The sequence below is a fragment of the Pseudoalteromonas sp. 2CM28B genome (assembly GCF_023161935.1).
This window is the reverse complement of sequence record NZ_JALNTH010000022.1, coordinates 91,199-113,638: the sequence shown is the minus strand read 5'-3', so window position 1 is coordinate 113,638 and position 22,440 is coordinate 91,199. Positions and strand designations below refer to the sequence as shown.

General features: G+C 43.8%; 15 protein-coding genes and 1 pseudogene. 8 read left to right on the top strand and 8 right to left on the bottom strand.

Translation table 11 applies throughout. The features are described 5' to 3' along the window. Positions 1–149: 149 nt before the first annotated feature. Together MTN96_RS23595 and MTN96_RS23590 are read right to left on the bottom strand one after the other, a co-directional pair. The gene (locus tag MTN96_RS23595) at positions 150–1,550 is read right to left on the bottom strand and encodes a 5-methyltetrahydrofolate--homocysteine methyltransferase (protein WP_248532868.1); all 1,401 of its coding nucleotides are present in this window, start codon (positions 1,548–1,550) and stop codon (positions 150–152) included. 31 nt (positions 1,551–1,581) lie between these two features. Further along, entirely contained in the window at positions 1,582–3,990 is a 2,409-nt protein-coding gene (locus MTN96_RS23590) for a TonB-dependent receptor (RefSeq protein WP_248532867.1), read from the bottom strand. A gap of 141 nt (positions 3,991–4,131) precedes the next feature. Between MTN96_RS23590 and MTN96_RS23585 the strand changes: the two genes are divergently transcribed. Next, positions 4,132–4,548: a MerC domain-containing protein gene (locus tag MTN96_RS23585; protein ID WP_096042511.1), complete on the top strand. Its 417-nt coding sequence runs from the start codon at positions 4,132–4,134 to the stop codon at positions 4,546–4,548. A 449-nt stretch (positions 4,549–4,997) separates the two neighbouring features. Continuing rightward, positions 4,998–5,834 (top strand): alpha/beta hydrolase, encoded by an 837-nt coding sequence (locus tag MTN96_RS23580; RefSeq protein WP_096042510.1) that lies wholly within the window; start codon positions 4,998–5,000, stop codon positions 5,832–5,834. Positions 5,835–5,856: 22 nt separating this feature from the next. On the opposite strand, the pseudogene MTN96_RS23575 reads toward MTN96_RS23580, so the two are convergent. The 6 genes and pseudogenes from MTN96_RS23575 to MTN96_RS23550 all read right to left on the bottom strand — a co-directional run bounded on the left by MTN96_RS23575 (position 5,857) and on the right by MTN96_RS23550 (position 11,192). After that, positions 5,857–6,759: pseudogene (locus tag MTN96_RS23575) on the bottom strand (homocysteine S-methyltransferase family protein). A 166-nt stretch (positions 6,760–6,925) separates the two neighbouring features. Further along, positions 6,926–7,171, bottom strand: a complete 246-nt coding sequence (locus MTN96_RS23570) for a DUF3297 family protein (protein WP_024034014.1) — start codon at positions 7,169–7,171, stop codon at positions 6,926–6,928. An 83-nt stretch (positions 7,172–7,254) separates the two neighbouring features. Further along, positions 7,255–8,259 carry a YeiH family protein gene (locus MTN96_RS23565; protein WP_248532866.1) on the bottom strand — a complete coding sequence of 335 codons (1,005 nt, stop codon included), beginning with the start codon at positions 8,257–8,259 and terminating at the stop codon, positions 7,255–7,257. Further along, positions 8,259–9,254, bottom strand: coding sequence for a TauD/TfdA family dioxygenase (locus MTN96_RS23560; protein WP_248532865.1), 996 nt, complete (start codon positions 9,252–9,254; stop codon positions 8,259–8,261). Before MTN96_RS23560 ends, MTN96_RS23565 begins: the two co-directional genes overlap by 1 nt. Positions 9,255–9,263: 9 nt before the next feature. Continuing rightward, positions 9,264–10,226: an aldo/keto reductase gene (locus MTN96_RS23555; protein WP_248532864.1), complete on the bottom strand. Its 963-nt coding sequence runs from the start codon at positions 10,224–10,226 to the stop codon at positions 9,264–9,266. A gap of 216 nt (positions 10,227–10,442) precedes the next feature. Next, the gene (locus MTN96_RS23550; RefSeq protein ID WP_096042507.1) at positions 10,443–11,192 is read right to left on the bottom strand and encodes a GntR family transcriptional regulator; all 750 of its coding nucleotides are present in this window, start codon (positions 11,190–11,192) and stop codon (positions 10,443–10,445) included. Positions 11,193–11,362: 170 nt separating this feature from the next. Here MTN96_RS23550 and MTN96_RS23545 point away from each other — a divergent pair, with 170 nt between their 5' ends. From MTN96_RS23545 to MTN96_RS23520, 6 genes are all read left to right on the top strand, one after another. Then, the gene (locus tag MTN96_RS23545; RefSeq protein ID WP_004586028.1) at positions 11,363–12,130 is read left to right on the top strand and encodes a sulfite exporter TauE/SafE family protein; all 768 of its coding nucleotides are present in this window, start codon (positions 11,363–11,365) and stop codon (positions 12,128–12,130) included. A gap of 107 nt (positions 12,131–12,237) precedes the next feature. Next, complete coding sequence (locus tag MTN96_RS23540) at positions 12,238–14,298, top strand: alpha-xylosidase (RefSeq protein WP_096042506.1); 2,061 nt, start codon at positions 12,238–12,240, stop codon at positions 14,296–14,298. Positions 14,299–14,399: 101 nt separating this feature from the next. Further along, positions 14,400–16,139, top strand: coding sequence for a solute:sodium symporter family transporter (locus MTN96_RS23535; protein WP_174694616.1), 1,740 nt, complete (start codon positions 14,400–14,402; stop codon positions 16,137–16,139). Positions 16,140–16,351: 212 nt separating this feature from the next. Then, complete coding sequence (locus MTN96_RS23530; RefSeq protein WP_096042505.1) at positions 16,352–18,778, top strand: TonB-dependent receptor; 2,427 nt, start codon at positions 16,352–16,354, stop codon at positions 18,776–18,778. A 211-nt stretch (positions 18,779–18,989) separates the two neighbouring features. After that, the gene (locus tag MTN96_RS23525) at positions 18,990–20,573 is read left to right on the top strand and encodes an alkaline phosphatase (protein WP_055255433.1); all 1,584 of its coding nucleotides are present in this window, start codon (positions 18,990–18,992) and stop codon (positions 20,571–20,573) included. Positions 20,574–20,584: 11 nt separating this feature from the next. Beyond that, entirely contained in the window at positions 20,585–22,372 is a 1,788-nt protein-coding gene (locus tag MTN96_RS23520) for an alkaline phosphatase (RefSeq protein ID WP_024034005.1), read from the top strand. Positions 22,373–22,440: the final 68 nt, after the last annotated feature.

Sequence of the window (22,440 nt, the reverse complement as noted above, 5' to 3'; positions counted from 1 at the left end):
ACATCCTATATTAATAGCTGTTACATCATAACAATAAGGTTATAAATAGCGATGCACTTGCGATAAAAGGTCTGTTACAAAATGTGAATAAAAAAAGGTTGGCATTAAAACGCCAACCTTCAAGGGAGCACTCTTTTTAAAGAGTGAAATTAGTGGTCGTGATCGTCGTCTTCTTCCTCTTGCGCAATACCAAGCCAAGTAATTGCACTAGGAGCAAAAGTAAGCTCAACCTCACTTTCAATTTCTAAGTCTTCAAGGTGTACTTGCACAACCTGCTGAGCAATAGGGTCGGCTACATAAGCAAACTGACCATTTTGCGCCACTGTCATGCTAAAGCTCATGCCCTCTGGCATGGTTGATACATCTTGCTCGGTAATATCAACTTGGCCTTCAAGCTCCCAATGCATTTCGCCATCATGGTCGTGTGCACTAAATACATTTAAAAAGCCTAAGCTGTCTAATATTAAAAAGTGCTCGCCATGGGCAGAAAAAGAGTACGACACAGCACTTGCGCCATCGGCTAGTTGCCATTCTAGTTCTTCCATTTGTGCTGTTGCTGGGTTAATAGTTACAATTACGGCTTCGCCGCCACCATGGCCAGATGCTACGCCAATAAAGGTCTTGCTATCTTCGTGGCCATAAATACTACCAATGCGTAAATCGCCAACGGCTGCAATGTTCGCTATTTTTTCAGCTTCGTATTCATCATCGTGCTGGTGGGCTAATAACACACCATCGCTACAACCAAATGCCACGTAGTCGTGGTTTTGTGCAGCACCGTGTAAATCAGGGCACGTAAGGTCTAAGGTTTGTTCAAGCTCGTATTCACCATCATGAAAATGATAAACACCTACTTGGTCTGGCAGTACTTTAGCAACCGATGTGCTTTCGCTATCATCACGGCGAAGTGTTGATAATAAATGCTCACCGCGTGGCTCTGCTACGCCGTGCATATTAATCTCGTAACTAATACCCGGTAGCGTTGCTGTTGCGCTGGTTATGTCGTTATCTGTTAATACTTCAACAGAGGCAACCGTGCCTGATTCTGCATCACCATCATAAAAAACAGCTAATTGGCCGTCATGTTTTACAAGGTGAGTAGGGCGGCTGCCACTTGTTAGCTCATAACTGCTAGCCGCTGGGCTTTGCTCGTAGTCGTGTAAATGCTCGCCATGGTCTTCACGCCATAAACCACCATCAATAAAGCCTAAGTAATCTTGTGCGCGGCTTGCAATAACGGCATAACGAAAATCAGGTGATGACGATAGCGTGTTTGAATCATTCGTCAGGGTAAATGTTTCAAGTAAAGCGTTGTCATCTAGGTCATAAAAGCTGGCTTCGTTGCTATCGCCTGCAAGCACAGCTAATCTGCCCAATGAATCAATTGTGTAGCCATCATCATGGTCGTGATCATCATCGTCATGATCGTGCTCGTCTTCTACAACAATAGGGTCTTTTTCTACAATATTGGTCTGGGCATCGCCACAGGCTGTAATAAATGTAGTGCTAATAGCCAGAGCAATAAGCTTTAATTTGTATAGTTTTTTCATGTTTATTTCCTTTAATTATAATTTTTAATGCTTAAAAATAACCGTGAATGCCTAGCGCAAAGCTACGTCCTGGACGTGGTGCTATATCTTTTACAAACGAGCTGTGCACGCGTGCTTCTGTATCTGTTAAGTTGGTGCCTCGCAGGTACACAGACATATCTTGGTTTAATACTGAAAGGTCGTAAGAGATGCTTGCATCAACCAATGTGTAGCCGTCAGTTGCTGTTTCTTGTGGGGCTGTGCGGTCTTGCTTTTGATAGCGAGTAACGTGAATATGTGCACTGAGTTTATCTGTTTGATAGCTTAACTCGCTACCAAAACGAAGCGGTGGAGTACGGGGTAAATCGCCGCCGTCTTTTAGGCTTGCACGAACGTAATCTGAGAATAAATCTACTTTAAATTCATCGGTTAATTGCCACGCAATTTGCGCTTCAAACCCGTGTAAAATTACGTCGTCTGTTTTAAATAAATAAACCGGCAGTTCTGATGAATGGTCGTGTTCGTCAGCCCCTTCTTCTTCATCGCCATGGTCGTGGCCACTTTCGGCGAATAAACCGGTGTCTATTTGGTAATAGTAATTATCTACTTGGTTGTAAAAGGCATTTAAAATAAAGCCAACATCACCTTGGGTTTTACGCAGGGTTAAATCGATATTATTGGCTGTTTCTAGGTCAATTGTTTGACTAGATAAACCTAAATGGCCGTCTTCATCTAAATCAAATAGTGCGCCTACTTCGTAGGTACCAGTACCAATGTGTGGCCCAAACGATAACAATTCAGAAGCAGAAGGCGCACGTTCAGAGCGCGATACAGAAAGTCCTAAATTATAGTTAGGTGTAAAATCCCACACTACGCCTGCAGATAAACTGATTGGCGTAAATTCATGCTCTACGTCAAATACACGAGTGGTTTCTGCGTTTTCTTCGTGGTCGTGATCATGCTCGTCGGCTTCTTGCGCCTCATCGTGTGCATGAGCGTCAATATTTGGCAGTAACACGTCGCCTGCTTCAATGGTTACACGCTCAATACGCCCACCTACTTGCACTAAAAAATCACCAAAGTGCCTTTCTTCCATTAGCGCTACAGCAAAGCTTTCGGTTTCTGATGGAGGCGTAAAGGCCTCTTCACCTTGTGCTTCAACATCGCTTTGTTTGTAATGAAAGCTAATGCCGCCATTCCACTCGCTAAATTGGTTATGTAGTAGGTCTATGCGTAATTCGTTTGTTTCGTTTTTAAATGTGGTGCCTACAGCGCCACCTTCAATTTCAGCGTGTTCGTAGTCGGTGTGGCCAACGCGAAGGTTTACTTTGTTTAGCCATTTATTATCTAGGTTGTACTCACCTAATAATTGCACCTTAGTTTGTTCTAAATCAGCAAATACGCTTTCTTCTTCGTCGCTGTGTTCTTCCTCTTCATCACCGTGCGTATGACCAGGAATACCGTATTGACGATTAAATTGCTCTACTGCTAAGCCAATAAATCCGTTATCCATTAAATAGCTAGCGCCAACAGTAAAACCGTCAGACTCTTCATTACTGTTTTCAACAGTGTAATCGCCGCGATGCTCTTCATCATCGCTATCTATATCGGCAGCTACAGGCACCTCGTAGTCGTCGGCCTCACGCCAAAACGCGTCGGCGTAAAAAGCTACCGAGTCTGTGCCTGTGGTGGCATTAAACGAGGCCACTTTTTGGTTATCAGCAGAGTCATGTTCTAGGTTCCACTCGCCGCGTGTTGTGCTGTCGGTTGGTACGCGGTTATCTACCACATTTACTACGCCACCAATGGCGCCACTGCCATAAAACAGTGTTGCAGGGCCGCGCAATACTTCAATTTGTTGTGCGGTAGACGCTTCTGATGCAACAGAGTGATCGGGGCCAACGCGCGACACATCACTTACATCAAGGCCATTTTGAGTAATAAGTACACGCGGGCCACTTAAACCACGAATAATTGGTGTACTGGCTACCTTCCCGTGAAAGTTAGTATTAACGCCTGGAAGTTTTTCAAGGCTGTCGCCAAGTGTTGCAGCTTGTTGTCGCCTTAGTTGTTCGCCAGATAAAACACTAACAGGTGAGGCAGATTCCATTGCCGACATATGAATAGGGGTCGCTTCAATATCAATAACTTCAATAGGCGAGCGCTTTAAATTAAACGTAACCGACAGGTTTTCATCGTTTGTTATTGTTATATCGCGATGAAGGTGGGCATAACCTGGCGCCACAACATGAAGCTCTTTTAAGCCATTGTTTAGCTCGGTTATTACAAATTTACCGTTTTCATCGGTGGTGACTTTAAGGTCTGAACCTTCAACTTCTACTGTTGCATTGGTAACTACTTTACCTTTGTTGTTTAAAACAACGCCCTCTATTGTGGATGCAAGCACACTTGCAGGTAATAAAGCTGCTATGAGCACAGCTAATTGTGATCTACGTTTCATTTGACTACCTTGTTAGATGTTATATTATATCAATTATGCGAGAAATGTTATAATGTATCAATAGTAATTAACTGTTGTTACTAAAATGTCTCTTTAAAAGTAACGCTTTTGAGTAGAGGCACTAATTTAGTAGAGGAAATAATGAAGTCGAGTCAAAGTGTTATGGATCGTATGGCGATTGGATTATCGTTAATGTGCACCGTACATTGTTTTGCAACCCCGGTTATTTTAGCGTTATTGCCAAGCTTTGCTGTACTGCAAATAGATAGTGAACAATTTCATTTATGGATTCTTGCAGCGGTATTACCCACCAGTTTATTAGCATTGAGCCTAGGCTGTAAAAAGCATAAGCGTAAGCGTTACATGGCCTGCGGCGTTATTGGGTTAGCCTTTATGATATGTGCGGTATTGCTAGGGCATGAGATTGCCGAAAAAGCGTTTACTTTAATTGGATCGGCTTTTATTGCTGCGGCTCATTGGTTTAATTACCAACAATGCCTTAAACATAATGACGAAAAGTGCCCGTGTTCAAGCACTGAATCTGATCAGGTAGCTTAGCGTTGTTAGTGCTACAAACAACTAACGTGTAGCACTTTAAATTAATCCCCTAGTGTTTAAATTTTTTAATAACCTAAAGCTAAAAGTGAGTTAAAGTAATCATCTAATATTGGTTTATTACGCTTGGCTTAGGTTAGGGCGTGCTGATCTTTGCGGATTGAAATTTGTTCAATCTAGGGGCGATTAAATCGCGGCGCGAGGTTTGCAACCTAGTGGGCTAAGTAAAAACCGAGTAAAGCTTCCGCGTCCTGCTCACGCCCCTTACCTACATCCATGTAGGCAACAAAGAGTTTATCGCCCCTAGGCAGAACCCGAAGGGCAGCGCATGTTTGGCATTTATGCTGCGTTATCACCTATTTATGGGGAGTAACCACACTTCATAGGCTCTGCCTTGCCTAAAAACCAAACATACTGCTGCAAATTCAACCATCAAGGATCAACACGCCCTAATGAATACTGCTTTAAAATCCCTGCTGTTACTTTGCGCTTTTATGTGTTTTAAATTAAGCGCAAATACTCCGTACCAAATCCCTAGAAGTAGTGTTATTGAACTCAATGAGCCTATGACCAATCGGGTATATCCTGTTTTTATTCAGCTCCCTAAGTCATATAAAAAGCACCCTGAAAAAATATATCCAGTTATTTATTTAACCGATGCACCGTATACGTTCCCTATTGTGGCAGGTGCTACACGGTTTCCTATGAATACCGGAAAAATGCAACAGGCTATTATAGTGGCCATTAGCTACGAAAAAGGCTCTAGAGGGTCTAATAGTCGAATTAGAGACTACACCCCAAACAAGGCTAAAAGCTGGAAAAAACAAACCGGTAACGCGCAAAACCACGCGCTGTTTTTAAAAAATACGGTATTGCCGTTTATACAAAGTAACTACCGAGCAAGTAGCACTCAAAAAACTTATATAGGTAATTCTTTAGGCGGTTTATTTGGCGTGACTATTTTATTTACGATGCCCGATTTATTTAACAATTATATAATTGGCAGCCCATCAGTTTGGTTTAATAACAATGCGATTTTAGCGCTACAAGCACATAAGCCTAAAGTGCCTACAAAGGTTTATATATCGGTAGGGGCAAAGGAAACCCCAAGCTTTGGTGAAGGGCAAAATATGGTGGCAGGGGCAAAGCAATTAACGCAAAAAATTAATGCACTTAGCAGTGAAAATATTGAATTAAAAAGCGTTGTTGTTGAAGGGGCGAGCCATGCAACGGCATTTCCTACTACAGCAATACAAGGGCTTGATTGGGTAACAGCAAATAAGCCCTAATATTTATAAAAGCACTAAAAGCTTAAGCGCTTTCAAGTTCCTGTTTCCAGTTTACTAATACTTCAATAAACTCAGGGCCTATGCCACAGCAGCCGCCAATAATGCTTGCGCCTTGGCTGTACCACGTTTTTGCAAAATCTAGGTATTCTGCAGGTGAAATATCACGATACGCCTGCGAGCCTTCGTTGGCTTTGTAATCGCTTGCGATAGGTGTAAAGCCATTAGCAAACGCGCCTAAAACAACGCTTTTATTTTGTTTAGCTAATACAGCGTTGGTATCGCTAAAGGCTTGCTCTATAACCTCAGGTATTGAGCAGTTAAAGAAAATACCAGTAACATTTTGTTCAAGCAAAGCCGCTACTGCGTCACTTACCAGCTCACCAGAGCGAAGTGTCGCTTGCTCGCTTACCACATCATTTAAGGTAAATGCGTAATAACATGGCTTGTTTGATCCTTTAAGTACGTTTGCCATAACGTGCGCTTCTTCAATACTCGATATGGTTTCGCCAATCCATGCATCTACGTGCTCGTCTTGCGCCTTGTATAGCGTATCTAAAATAGTAAAAGCGCGTTCGCTCTCAAATAGCTCTGGGCGGTAAGAGCCAAAGGCGGGTGGTAATGAGCCTGCTACTAATACATTTTGTTTAGCGCTTTGAGCTACGTCTTTTGCAATAACGGCTGCTTGCTGCGCAAGGGCTGCGCCTTGAGCTTGGTATAGCGCTTCACCTAAATGAAAGGGCACACAGGCATAATTATTAACGGTAATTATTTCAGCGCCTGCATTAATAAAACCTTGGTGAGCCTGCGTTACAAAATGTGGGGCTTCTATTAGGGCTTATGCACTCCACAGTGGCTGGGTAAATGGTGCGCCAATGCGTTTAAGCTCGCGTCCCATGCCGCCATCTAAAATAGTTACTTTATTCATAAAGGATTTCTATACAACTAAACAATATGGCGCTATTCAACCATAATTTTTTTAGATTCATAATGAAACTTCGTCACCTTTAACATGAAAAAAGCTCAATGCTTTTTTACAGGCATAAAAAAAGCGACATCTCGCAAGAGAGTCGCTTATTTAAGTAGGCTAAACCTTACTTATAAAATACGTCTACCGTGCCTTTTACTTTCATAAGTAAAGGTTGGCCGCGGCGGTCTAGCGCTTTAGGCGCGGCAATTTTAATCCAACCTTCGCTAATGCAGTACTCTTCTACGTCAAAGCGTTCTTTGCCATTTAAGCTTACGCCAATTTCGTGTTCAAACACTTCTTCTACGTAATGCTTGCTACGTGGGTTAATCGAAAGCTGATCAGGTAATGCTGGTTTTGTTGAATCGGTCATGGTTTTAATCTTTATTAAAAAGTGATGCGCTATTGTAGGCAATCCACTCAATACGCTCAAGGTTTAATGCTTAGCTACTCAACTTAGCTACACAATACAAAGCCAAGTATTAACAGTGCTATCCAAATGGTTTCAGCAACAATCATAATTATTGGTTTTAAGCCCACCTCGGTGAGTTTGCCTAGATTTGTTTTCATACCAATGGCGGCTATAGCGGCAATTAAAAAGAACCGAGAAAGCTCATTTGTGGTTTCAAGCACAATAGCGGGTAGGTTAAAGGTGCTGTTTATAATCATTAAAATTACAAAGCCAATTAAAAACCCCGGTACTTTTGGCAGCTCGCCATGGTTACCTTTATTTGAGCGATTAATAACCACCATCATAATAAGTACTACAGGCAATAGCATAGCCACGCGTACTAGTTTGGTAAGCGTTGCTATATCGCCAGTTTCGGGCGATACCGAATAACCCGCACCTACTACTTGGGCTACATCGTGTATGGTGCCACCTAAAAATACCCCGGCGTTATGTGCATCAAATTCAAGGTAGTTAACCACAATAGGGTATAAAATCATTGCAATGGTCGACATGGCCGTTACGCCAATTACGGTAAGTAGTGTATCGCGCTCTTTATGCTCGCTGTTTGGCATAATAGATGAAATAGCCAGTGCTGCCGATGCACCACAAATAGCAACTGAGCCACCGGTGAGTGCGCCAAAGCGTTTTTGTAACCCAAATGCCCGGGCAAGTACAACCCCTAAAATAATGGTGGTGAATATAGCGCCAGCTAGCATTAGCGCTGTTTGCCAGCCCAGTGTAACCAAATCGCCCAGTGCTATACGGGTGCCAAGTAAAACAATGCCTACGCGTAAAACCGTAGTGCCAGTAAAGTCTATGCCTTTAGCGCACGGGCTGTCGCTTTGATATAAAAACGACACCGCCATCCCCAATAATAAAGCAAACAACATAGCGGGCGCGCCATAGTGTTCACTTAAAAATAAGGCAGCAAGGCCAGTCATTGCAGCAATGCTGGCCCCTTGCCATAACGGGGAAACTTTTACCTTTAATGCACCGGTTAAGCTTTGCATTAGGCGTTAGCTGCTGTTAGCGCAACAAGCACTTGGCGTTTACGCTCGCCAGTAAATGGGCGGCGGCCATGCATAGCCATTTCGTTATCAACTAAGGCTACATCGCCATCCTGCCACGCTAAATCAAAGGTAAATTCTTTTGATAGCTCAACAATTTTTTCAAGCCCTTGTTTAGGAATGGCACTGCCATCGCCAAAGGTAATAGCAACCGATGGGTTTTCGCGAACGCCTTTCCAGCCCATGTAAGCGGCAATAAGTTGGTTATAAAAAACCTGTACGCCGTTTTCAAGGGTAACTACTGCAGGTAAAACCGGAGTAATTGCTTTTAAAGAGCCATCTTCTAGCCATTCCCACTCGTAACCTAGCTCGGTAAGTTTGCTGTGTGCTTCTTCTTTGGTTTCAACACTTAGGGTGCTTTTCCAGCTGCGGCCTTGGCCCGATGTAGCATCGTCGGCTGCGGGCATATAAGTGGTGTACTTTAAGCCTTTTTGCTCAAAGTCATCGGCTAATTGGCTATCAAATCGCTTTAATGCGCTAAATAATTTATCTGAGCGACAAAGCGGTGTCGCGCCGCCTTCCTCAGCTGCCGATTTACAAAAAAAGAACAGCTTACTTGGCGAAATAGGTGTTTGTGCCATTTCGTGATGAAGGTAAATTTCTACATCTTTGGGTGCTTCGTTAGCGGTAAATACACGCTCGGTAAAATTAATACGTACCGCGTTAGATAGCGACTCTTGGTACGTAAAGTTGTCGTAATCAAACCCCGCTGAAAACGTATCAAAGGTTTCGGCGCTATCAACAGGAAAGCCTCTAAACAATACAGCGCCTGAGCTGCGTAGTTTTTTAGCCAACTCGCTTTTGTTAGCGCGAATAAAAGCTACCGCTTCTTCAACGGTGCTGGCGTTATTGTTATTAACTACAATGCACGGAAAAACCGAGTCATCAAACGTTAATTGAGTAGGCACTTGGGCATAGTTAAGTTCGGTAGCTGACATTTTATTATCCTAATCGTAAATAGGGTGAAAACGGTTAAAGGCAGCTTCACAAAAGTGCCCAGGGTCGTTAAAACGGCGGTTGCTATTAAGCGCAGAAATTTGCGCCATTTCTTGCTCTGTTAATTCAAAGTCGAACAGCGCGAGGTTTTCTTTCATGCGCTCAAATTTAGAGGTTTTAGGAATAATGGCGGTGCCGCGTTGCACACCCCAGCGCAGTACAACTTGTGCTGGTGTTTTGCCATGATTTTGCGCCGCAGCTTTTACCACGCTTTGCTCAAGCACCGACTCAGTTTGATCGGCCATTTCAAGCTCAAGGTACGAAAGCGCACCCAGTGGTGAAAACGCCGTAACCGGAATATCGTACTGTTTGGCAAGCCTTACTAAGCGCTCTTGCGTTAAATAAGGGTGCGACTCAATTTGCAGCATGGCGGGTTTAATGGTGGCGTAGGTCATTAAATCGTGAATAAGCGCGCTTGAGTAGTTACACACACCAATGCGTTTTGCTTTGTTGTTATGTACTTGCTCTTCCATTGCTTGCCACGTTACATGCAGCGGCACTTTTGCCAGCTCCATTTGTGGGTTTTGTGCATCTGGGTCTACAAACCACTCTGGTGGGTAGCGCGTTTCGATTGGTACAAACGTTTGCGCAATCGGAAAGTGAATTAAGTATAAGTCGAGGTAGTCGAGCTTTAAATCGCTCAAGGTTTTATCAATGGCAAGCTCTACATGCTCTGGCGCATGAAAGGTGTTCCATAGTTTTGATGTTACCCATAATTCTTCGCGGGTACATAGGCCGTCTTTTATTGCTTGAGCAATGCCATCGCCTACTTGTTCTTCGTTACCGTAGTCTGATGCGCAATCAAGATGGCGGTAGCCTGCTTTAATAGCTTGGTACACCGTTTGCGCGCAATCTTCTTGTGCTACTTTCCATAAACCGAACCCGACTGGCGGGATGTTATTTAATGAACTCATTGGGAATTCCTGTTAAAATTGCATAATGACTTTGGTCTTGTATAAGACATAAGTTATTATACGAATCTAACAGTGTCAACACTGTGTTAACCACAAGGGAATAAATGAAAGGTGTTAAAAAACCTACAGGCAGCAAAAAGGCAGCGTTTGCTGCCTTTAAAAAATATTTAATAAGTATGCGCTAATATAACTTACACGCGGCTAAAGCGCGGTTAATTAATCAAGTTCTATTTGGTAGTGGTAATGATCGCTACGGCATTTGCTTAAACGGTATTCAATGCGTTTACCTTCGATGGATTCGGTAATGCGCGATACCAACAATAAAGGGTCACCGGTTTTAATAGCGAGCAGTTTAGCGTCGGTTTCATCTGCTAAAACGGCTTTAATGCTGTCTTGGGTTTTATGCACGGTTTGGTTAAATTTGGTTTGGTAGTAATGATACAATGTGTGTGGAATATCACTACTTTGATGTATATCAGGAAAGAAACTTTGTGGTAGATATATAGTTTCGCTCATACAAAATTCGTTATCGAGAATGCGTCTGCGTACCAGCTTAGTAACTTTGTCTTTTTTATTAAGTTGCAGCGCATCAATAACATCTTGTGGTGCAGGGCAAAGCTCAACCGACAATAGCTCGGCTTTAGGTAGGTCGGCGCCTTTACCGTCGGCCTGTAGCGGAAAAAACCTAAACAGGGCATCTTGCGCGGTATGCTCAGATACAAACGTACCAACACCTTGGCGGCGAGTAACTATTTTATCGTCGGTTAATAAATTAAGCGCTTTACGCACAGTGCCTTGGCTTACGTTAAACTCTTCAGCAAGGCGAAACTCGCTCGGTAATACTTCGCCAGGTACCCAGCGTCTTTCAACAATGAGCTGTTTAATATAATCAGCCACTTGTAAGTAAAGTGGTTGAAAAGCCAAGCTTGGGCCACTTAATTTGTGATCAAACATAGAGTTACTCATTGTTATTTACCATTAAATTTAATCCACCTGTATTTATATCATAGGTGAAACTTTTTGCGCAGTTTTGCGCAAGCTCAATTAATTGTGAACTATTGAAATACAGTTTGTTTTTACATTATGCCTAAAAACAAATCGTTACACTACAATAGCGCACACGTAGGATATTTAAAGTGCTCAGTATTTCGTTAGAACTCATCTTGCTTATGGCGTTGTGCCTAAGCCTTGCCACCATAATGCAAACGCTTAGCGGGTTTGGCTTTGGGTTGCTGGTGGTTGCAAGCTTTACGTTGCTAGATGTTTTACCGCTCACTGCCACCACCTTTTTAGTGAGTTTATTGGGTTTGGTTAACTCAACCACTGTGGTGGTTAAAAATCGCAGTACAGTAAAAGTGCCCGAGCTTAAACTTATGTTGTATACCGGTATTCCGCTAATGCTGTTAGGTTTTATATTGCTTGAATATATGTCGGCGCATTTAACGCAGTTTTTAAACTTTATTTTAGGTATTAGTATTTTGCTATGTTGTGGCTTAATGCTAATTGGCCGTGATAGAGCAAATAAGCAAAGCGGGCGTGGCTCGTTTTTAATTGCCGGTGGCGTAAGTGGCTTGCTGGGCGGGCTGTTTTCAACGTCGGGGCCGCCATTGGTGTTTCAGTGCTATAAACAAGCTTGGTCTATTGAGGCCATTCGTAGCACCTTACTTGCGGTATTTACCATTGGTGGCTTAGTCCGCGTTGGTATTGCCTTATTTGGCACCTTACCCGAGCTCGACATTATGTTTTTAATTGCAGCGGCCATACCGCTGGTATTATTAGTAACGCAATTTGCTCGTAAATTAACGCCTTACGTTGATGCAAAATGGATTCGTATAATAGCAATCGCATTGCTTGGCCTAAGTGGCGTTTCGCTGGTGGCAACATCGGCACCGGGCATATTTTAAAAGTAACGATGTAAATAATTCATCTTAGGGTTATTTACATTGACATGGGGATTACAATTATTTAACTTGTGTCTTATACAAGACTAATAATTGGTTAAGGAACTCCCATGAATGCATTTGAATTACGTGAGCCAGACTGGAACGCAATAGAGCCAGCACGCTTAACTGCAGAGCCTAAATTACAAGGCCATGTGCTAGTTTTACCAACTCAATTTGGCGAGGTCAGCGTTACCATAAGCCAGTTTGGTTTACGTTTAAATGCAGGCTCCACGCATGACGAGACGTTTAAAATATTAACCACCACCCCTTCAAACTTACCGCTATCACTTAATAAATTAGACCAAGGCTTTGCAGCCACCGCCGGTGAGTACCGCTTAGAATTTTACAGCGACCCTTTTTACTTTAAGCTTTATAAAAACGATAAATTAGTACAGCAATCAGCAACTGATGGCCACTTTGTGCGCCAGCACCGTTTACCGCCACTGGCCAAAACCGATAACGGCTGGATTTTAAGCCTAGAGCTTAATTACGACGAAGCCGTTTACGGCCTTGGCGAAAAATGGGGCAAGCTTGATAAACGCGGCCAACTTATTCGTTCATACAACCACGATGCGCTGGGCGTAAACGCCGAAAAGTCTTATAAAAATACGCCATACGCATGGAGCCCAGAGGGCTGGAATTTATTTGTACACACGCCGGCGCCCGTTACACATGGCGTAGGTTACGCACTTTGGTCGCAACGTGCTTATGTGTGTTTAGTAGAAGACGACGCGCTAGATGTATTTTTATACCAAGAGCAAACGCCTGCACAAAGCATTAATCGCTACTGCGAGCTAACTGGTTTTGCACCGGTACCACCACAATGGAGTTTTGGTGTTATTTTATCAAAAGCATATTACAAAGATGCCGACGAGCTATTAAGTGTCGCCCGCGAAGTACGCGCTAAAAATATGCCGTGCGATGTAATTACCCTTGATGGCCGCGCATGGCAAGACACCGACACCCGCTTTGCCTTTGAATGGGACCCAACACGTTACGCCGACCCAAAACCTGTGCTTGATGAATTAAAAGCCATGGATTTTAAAATTTGTGTGTGGGAATACCCAATGATCTCGGTAAACAACCCATTATTTGCTAAAGCGGCCGAAAACGGCTGGCTAATAAAAGACAAACGCACAGGTAAAGCGTATCAATACGAGTGGGATTTAAGCCCATTTGGCGAAGTACTTACGCCATTACCAGAGTCGGGTATTTTAGATTTTACTCATCCCGATGCTTACGAATACTGGCTGGAGTCGCACAAGCCTCTGTTTGAGCTTGGCGTTGATATGATAAAAGCAGACTTTGGCGAACAGCTAGAAGACGAAAACATGGTATCGCACAGTGGCGACAGCGGCATTAGACTACACAATGTTTATAGCATGCTGTATAACCGCTGCGTTTATGAAGCCGCCGAAAAATACTGTAAAACAGGGCCATTTTTGTTTAGCCGCTCAGCATGGACAGGCAGCCAACGTTTCCCAGCACAATGGGGCGGCGACCCACAGGCCGATTGGCAAGGTTTAGCGGCGAGCATTCGCGGCAGCTTAGCGTGGGGCATGTCGGGCGGGCCATTTTTTGCAACCGATATTGGCGGATTTTACAAAGACACCCGCGATGCAGAGCTTTATGTACGCTGGGCGCAAGCGTCGATATTTAGTGCACATATGCGCTTACATGGTATTGGCCCACGCGAACCGTGGTCATACACCGAGCAAGCAAGTGACGCAGTATTTGCAGCGCTTAAATTACGCTATCAGTTAATTCCGTACTTACAAGAATGTGCAGAGCAAGCGCAGCAAACAGGGCTACCTATTCAGCGTGCTATGGCATTGGCGTTTCCTGATGACGTACTGGCACATAGTTTTGATCAGCAATTTATGTGCGGCGAAAAACTCCTTGTGGTGCCATGTGTTGTACCAAACGGTAAAGTTAAATTTTATTTACCACAAGGCGAGTGGGTGCGATTCTCTGATGGGCAGGCGTACCAAGGCGGCAAGTATTACGAAGAAACACTTGAGCTTACACAAATGGCCGTATTTGTTCGTAAAGGCGATACGCTCATGCTAGGCCCAGAGGTTCAACACACAGAGCAAGACATGAGCCAGCTAACAGCATGGCCAAAATAAAACTCGGTTAATAGCAAACACACACACAACACACGTAACACACAATAATAAAGATATTAGCTTACTTTTTACCGAGTAAAGTAAGCTAAAAGGGGCGCAAGATGGAAGGTATGAACATTACCATGACACTGCTATCGTGCTTAGCGTTTATGGCGCTGGTAGGATATATCTCGTACCAAAAAACCAAAGGGGAAGTTAATACCCAAGACGGCTACTTTTTAGCGGGGCGTGGTTTAACAGGTACATTTATAGCGGGGTCGATGATCCTCACTAACTTATCGGCCGAGCAACTTATTGGCCTAAATGGGTCAGCGTATGGTTACAACCTAAGTTCTATGGCGTGGGAAGTAACAGCTGGGATATCTACCATTATAATGGCGCTGATCTTTTTACCGCGGTATTTAGCCGGCGCGTTTTCTACCTTGCCTGAATTTTTACGGGATCGTTTTGACGATACCGTACGCCGTATGACGGTGATCTTATTTATGGTAGGGTATTGTTTTATAACGATCCCTTCTGTTTTGTACTCAGGATCAATTGCCGTTCTTAGGCTGTTTGATGTGCCCACCTTATTAAACTTAAGCTATCAAGCAAGCTTAATTGTCACCATTATTATTGTGGGCTCTGTGGGCGCTATTTACGCGGTGTTCGGCGGTTTAAAGGCGGTTGCGGTATCAGATACCATTAACGGTGTTGGGTTATTAATTATTGGTATTTTAGTGCCTACCCTTGGTCTTATTGCCCTTGGCGATGGCAATTTTGCCGATGGCCTAAGCACATTGGTAAACACCGATACCGAAAAGCTTAACGCCATTGGTAGCAGTGACGATCCCGTGCCATTTGGCACCATTTTTACCGGTATGATCCTCGCTAATTTATTTTATTGGGGCACCAATCAGTACGTGATCCAGCGTACACTGGGCGCTAAAAACTTAGTAGAAGGCCAAAAGGGCGTGTTGTTTTCAGGGTACTTTAAAGTACTAGTACCCTTTATGATGATGATCCCAGGCGTAATTGCGTATCACCTTTATAAGCACGAAAGCTTACAAACCATAGATTTAGCTTACCCACATTTAGTTAAAGATGTACTGCCTCAGTACTTATCTGGGTTCTTTTTAGCGGTGCTATTAGGTGCGGTATTTAGCTCGTTTAATTCACTGCTAAATAGTGCCGCCACGTTGTTTTGTTTAGATGTATACAAACCCATGAAAAAAGACAAAGTAAGCGACGAAAAGCTGATTAAAGTGGCCAAAATTACCAGTATTGTAATTGCTGTTTTATCGTTTATTACCGCGCCATTACTGATGTTTGCGCCAGAAGGTTTATGGCACATAATTCGTGTATTTACCGGATTTTACAACATTCCGGTCATCACAATTGTGCTCGTGGGGTTATTTACTCGCAAAGTGCCTGCACTGGGCGCTAAAGTGGCTATTGTTTTTCATGTTATTGCCTACACTTTGCTTAAATTTGTGTGGGATGTAGATATTAACTTTATCCATATTTACGCCATATTATTCTTTATTGAGCTGGCCATTATGTTAGGTATTGGCTACTACAAACCTCTTGCCACACCATGGAACTTTACCCGCAAAGCCGAGGTAAACCTAAGCCCGTGGAAATACGCACTGCCTTGCGCGATTGTATTAGTGAGCTTAATTATAAGCTTGTACATACTGTTTTCTCCGCTTGGATTGGTGGGTGGCACCAGCGTGTACTTTGTACCAAGCTTAATTGCTGTTTGGATTAGCGCCTTTGTGCTTAGCTGGTGGAGCGTACGCCGATGGCATAAGCGTTACCAAAGCAGCTTGGCGCATATCGGCGTTGCTAAGGCGACATAATGCGCCGTTATATTCTTTATACAAATTTTAAATCACATTTTATTCACATAATGTTTGCAATAGAACATAAGTTTGTTTAAGTTTATATCTCTTATATAAGACATAAGAGATATAAGGAAAATAACTACAACACTCTGGCACCGCTTTTTAGCAACCCACACACTTGCTAGCGCGGTAATTTAACAGCACACACGCACAATTTGGAGAATGACATGAGAGCTAAAAAGTCCGTCTTAAGCTTGGCAGTCACGTTAGCAATGACAACGGGTTTAGCACTAAGCACGCAAGCACATGCGCAGCAAGAGCAAACTGAACAACAAGCAGAGCAAAACAATAACGACCAGTTTGAAAAAATTGTTGTTACCTCACAAAAACGAACGCAAAGCCTAAACGAAGTACCACTTGCGGTGTCTGTGCTTAATAGCGACCAGATTGATTCGGCGTTTGCTAATAACATGGAAGGCCTGCAGTCACTTGTGCCTTCGGTGAGTTTTAGAAAAGGCACCACAACCCGTAACTCAGCGCTAACAGTGCGTGGTATTGGTACTATTTCGTTTAGTATTGCTGCTGAGCCAAGTGTGGCAACCGTAGTTGATGGCGTGGTGCTTGGCCGCTCTGGTCAAGCCTTTGCCGATTTATACGATGTATCTCGCATTGAAGTACTGCGCGGCCCACAAGGTACACTATTTGGTAAAAATGCTTCGGCGGGTGTGGTAAACATTACAACCAAAGATCCTTCGTACGATACCACCGGCAGCGTAGAAACCTCGTTTTATCAAGACAACGAATACCGCTTTAAAGGCGTGGTAAGCGGCGGCTTAACCGACGACTTAGCAGCAAGCTTAACCGTGTTTAAAGGTAAGTTTGATGGCTACATTGATAACGTTTACAACAACGAAAAAGTAAACGGTTACGACCGTGAAGGCGCACGTGCTGTATTTAAATACGAGCCAAGCGATGACTTAAACGTTAAATTTATTGCCGAATTTTATAACGCCGACGACGACTGTTGTGCCGATTTAGAAGCCCTGCCAAGTGGCCGTAACCCAGATTCAGACGCAGCCCCTAACAGCAACGGTATTGTTGATGGTGTGGCCGATATTGACCTAGACCAGCGCAAAGTTGATCACGACTATGAGTCGCGCACTATTGACGAACACAGCGCGTTTTCGGTACAGGTTGATAAAACCATTGGCGACTACACATACACCTCTATTACTGCGCAGCGCTCGTGGGATAACACCGAATACCGCGAAGGCGACTTTACCTCAATTGCTGGCGACAGTAACGAACCTGTATTTGGCGCGCCCTTTCAATTACACGATTTAGGTGCTCAGCAGTGGGATCAGTTTTCGCAAGAATTTAGAGTTACTTCAAACCTAGCGGGTCCGTTTAACTATGTGGCTGGCTTATTTTACTGGAACATGGACTCACAACGTAACTTTACCCGTGACGCGAGTTGTCAAAATAACGGTGGCCAACTAGACGCTGCAATGGCGTATTACGCACAAAATAACTTAACTGGTGCAGAGCTTGATGCCGCATTGGCCGACTTAGACGCCTACACACAAAGCTTAGGTGTAAGCTGTAATGCTAACGATATTGTATCGGCAACCGCGTACATGAGCACCGAGTTTAACAACTGGGCAGCCTTTGCCGATGGTACTTACGATTTATCTGAAGACTTACGTGTACTGTTTGGTATTCGTTATACCGACGATGAAGTGTCGTACACACACCGCCGCGTAAGCAATGACGAATTTGGTCGCACCGGTGTAGGTGTACGCTCAGCAGCACTAAATACTGACGAATCAGGCAGTGCAGAAGAAACCAATGTGTCGGGTCGTTTAGGTATGCAATACGACCTAGGTGATGGCCAAATGGTTTACGGTACTTACTCGCAAGGCTATAAAGGCCCTGGTTTTAACGTGTACTACAACTTTAATCCAGATAACGATAGCCGCGAAATATCGCCAGAAGAGTCAGACGCATACGAGTTAGGCTACAAATACGCAAGCCGCGACTTTGTATTTAACTTTGCCGTATTTAGAACCGAAATTGAAGGCTTTCAAGCCAATAACTTTGACTGTTCAGACGGCACTTGTATTACCCGTTTAACCAATGCCGGTGATGTAAGTACACAAGGTGCTGAGGTTGACTTTATGTGGGCAGCTACCGACTCACTTACTTTAACTGGTGGTATTGCGTACATTCAGGCCGAAATTGACGAGTTTAATTGTCCGGCAGAAGTAGAAGCAGGCTCATGTACTGACCGCTCTGGCTTAGATGTCCCGTTTTCGCCAGATTTAAAATACTCACTAAGTGCTGATTACTTTATTGAAACCGAGCAAGACTTTAATATTCATATAAACGGCTCTTACATTTACACCGACGAGCAATACTCAGACCTACCAAACAATGTAGGCGAGTTTAACCCAGCAGCGTTACTGCCAGATTACGGTATTTTAAACGCAAGTGTGGGTTTATCGTTTAAAGATGATGCATTTAGAGTATCGCTTATTGCTAAAAACTTAACCGATGAAAGCTACGTAACCACCTACAGTGGCGACAACTTCCGTTACCAAATTCCGCGTGATGCAGAGCGCTACTTTGGTGTATCGTTTAAGGCACGTTTTTAATTTTATAAATATATCCTTGTGAAAATTGTGCTAAGCGCAGCGTTTAACCCGCTGCGCTTTTTTGTGTCTTAATTTTGTCATGGTTTAGTCATTGTTTTTTAATTAAAAGTACTCTTAGAGGTCACATCTATTTTCTATAGTGCAGCGGTTACTTATTTGAGGTTTACGCTTCAAGCAAAAAATAACCACTACACAATGGGAATAATAAAGGATGAAAATTAAAAAAGTTGCTGCGGCAGTTGGCTTAACGTTTATGTTAAGTGCTGCAAGTCATGCCGATGTATTACCACAAAGCCAAACAGACAATGACTGGTATACAAATGCCCAAACCACACTCGCCACAAAAACTGCGCTTGCACAAAGCCAGCAAACAACAAAAGCTAAAAACGTTATTTTATTTGTAGGCGATGGCATGGGTGTATCTACCCTTACCGCAGCACGTATTTTAAAAGGACAAAGAGCGGGCGATTTAGGTGAAGAAGGTTATTTAAGCTTTGAAGAGTTCCCGTACTCAGCACAAGTAAAAACATACAACGTAGATGCACAAACACCAGATTCTGCAGGCACAATGACCGCGATGATCTCAGGGGTTAAAACCGATGTAGGCGTTATTGGTGTAGACGAAGACATAGAGCGCGGTGTGTGTTCAACTGTATCGGGTAATGAGCTTTTAACAGCAACAGAACTTGCTGAAATTAAAGGCCTAGCAACCGGTGTTATTTCAACAGCGCGTATTACCCATGCAACGCCAGCGGCAACCTATGCAAAATCGGCAGACCGTAACTGGGAAGATATCTCAGACATGCCAGAAACCGAAACTGCATGTGAAGACATTGCATCGCAATTAGTTAATTTTGAAAAAAACCTAGAAGCACGTTTTGTAGGTACCGACGTAGACGGCCTTGATTTCGTAATGGGTGGCGGACGTCGTCACTTTTTACCAAAAGATGAAGCAGCTAACTCAGCAGATGCACTTAGCGCTGTAGAGGGCGATCGTACTGATGAGCGTAACTTAGTTACTGAGTGGCAAACACAATACCCACAAGGTACTTATGTTATGGACCAAGCAGGCTTTGATGCCATTGCTGACGATGCCACTAAAGTGTTTGGCTTATTTAACGAATCGCACATGCAATACGAAGCAGACCGCGCAAACGATATTGCCGGTGAGCCATCGCTGAGCGAAATGACCAGCAAAGCAATTGATGTATTAGGTAAAAACGAAAACGGCTTTTTCTTAACCGTTGAGTCGGGCCGTATTGACCACGCACACCACGCGGGTAATGCCTACAACGCACTTAACGATACCATTGAATTTGCTAAAGCCGTGCAAGCTGCGGTAGATAATACCAACCCAGAAGAAACCCTTATTTTAGTAACCGCCGATCACAGTCACGTATTCACTATTGCTGGCTACCCTAAACGCGGTAACCCAATTTTAGGCCAAGTAGTTGCCGTAGGTGAAACCACACCAAGCCTTGCTGCCGACGATATGCCTTACACCACAGTAGGCTATGCAAATGGTTTAGGGTTTAGAAACTTAGTTGATGAAACAGATGCCGATGCAGCATATACAACTGGCCCAGTTGCTGGACGTGTAGAGCTTACTGGCGTTGATACTACCAATGTTGGCTTTCACCAAGAAACCACTGTCCCTCTTGGCTCAGAAACCCATGCCGGTGAAGATATTTCGCTGCATGCAAAAGGCCCAGGCGCACAGCTAGCTCAAGGTGTAATTGAGCAAAACGTAGTATTTCATTTAATTAATCAAGCTCTTGAACTAACTCAGCAATAATGGCGGCTAACATGAACAAATTAACAGTACTTTCTTTAGCAGTAATGGTCGCGCTAGCAGGTTGTAGTGACGACGACAAAGACGAAAATAATATTCTCGCGGTAGATAACACCATTGCAGTAGGCTCTGAGCAATGTGTTAATGGCGGCGTAGAAACCCAAACTGGCGTAGATACAAACGGCAACGGCGTGCTAGATAGCGACGAAGTTACCTCTTCTAACTTAGTGTGTAATGCACCTGCTACGTCACTTACCAGCGAGCAACTTGCCACCCTAACTACTAACGCATGGTATGGCGATGCACAAACAAAGCTTGCGGCAACACAGCAAGCTAATAGCGAAGTGGTGACTGAATCTGGCAAAGCGAAAAACGTTATATTATTTGTTGGCGACGGCATGGGTATTTCTACCGTAACAGCTGCACGTATTTTAGCAGGCCAGCTTGAAGGCGGTTTAGGTGAAGACTACCAGTTAAGCTTTGAAAAAATGCCGTACTCAGGTTTTGTTAAAACTTACAACGTAGATGCACAAACGCCGGATTCAGCAGGCACAATGACGGCAATGGTATCAGGTGTTAAAACCGATGTGGGCGTAATTGGTGTAGATGAAGACATTGAACGCGGCGACTGTGCCACGGTAACAGGCAACGAACTAGTTACCTCGTTAGAGCTTGCTGAAATAGCAGGTAAAGCAACCGGCCTTATTTCAACAGCACGTATTACCCATGCAACACCTGCAGCAACGTATGCTAAATCGGCTGACCGTAACTGGGAAGATAACTCAGATATGCCAGAGGGCACTGAAGCCTGTGAAGATATTGCATCGCAACTTGTTAACTTTGAAGCCAACTTAGAGTCGCGTTATGCGGGTATTGATGTTGATGGCATTGATGTTGTAATGGGCGGCGGACGTCGTCACTTTTTACCAAAAGATGAAGCAGCAAATTCAGCCGATGCAGTAAGCGCAGTAGAAGGCGACCGTACTGATGGCCGCAACCTAGTAACCGAGTGGCAAACAACTTACCCAAGCGGCACTTACGTTATGGACCAAACTGGTTTTGATGCAATTAGCGACGATGCCACTAAAGTATTTGGTTTATTTAACGAATCACACATGCAATACGAAGCCGACCGCGCAAACGATGTAGCGGGCGAGCCTTCGCTTAGCGAAATGACCGAAAAAGCAATTAACGTACTAGATAACAACGACAATGGCTTTTTCTTATCGGTAGAAGCAGGGCGTATTGACCACGCGCACCATGCGGGTAATGCCTACAATGCCCTAAACGACACAGTAGAATTTGCAAAAGCTGTGCAAGTGGCAATGGAAAACACTAACCCAGAAGAAACGCTAATAGTAGTAACTGCCGATCACAGCCACGTATTTACTATTGCAGGCTACCCTAAACGTGGTAACCCAATATTAGGTAAAGTTGTTGCCGTAGGAGAAACCGAGCCAAGTCTAGCTGCCGACGATATGCCATATACCACAGTTGGCTACACCAACGGTGGCGGCTTTAGAGATTTAGGCGATGAAACCGATGCCGATGCAGGTTATGCATTTGCACCTGTTACAGGGCGTGTAGATTTAACCGATGTTGATACAACTTCAGCGGGCTTTCACCAAGAGGCACTTGTACCACTTGGCTCAGAAACTCACGCAGGTGAAGATGTTGGCGTATACGCAATGGGCCCAGGCGCTCACTTAGTTACAGGCACTAACGAGCAAAGCTTTTTATTCCATGTAATGGACTTTGCAGCAGACTTAGTAACTACCGCTGATGAAAAAGTAACGCCATAAGTAATTTAATACGTACGCTCAGCACATAAAGTACGTATTAAAAATGAGGTATTTAAAAACAACTCGTA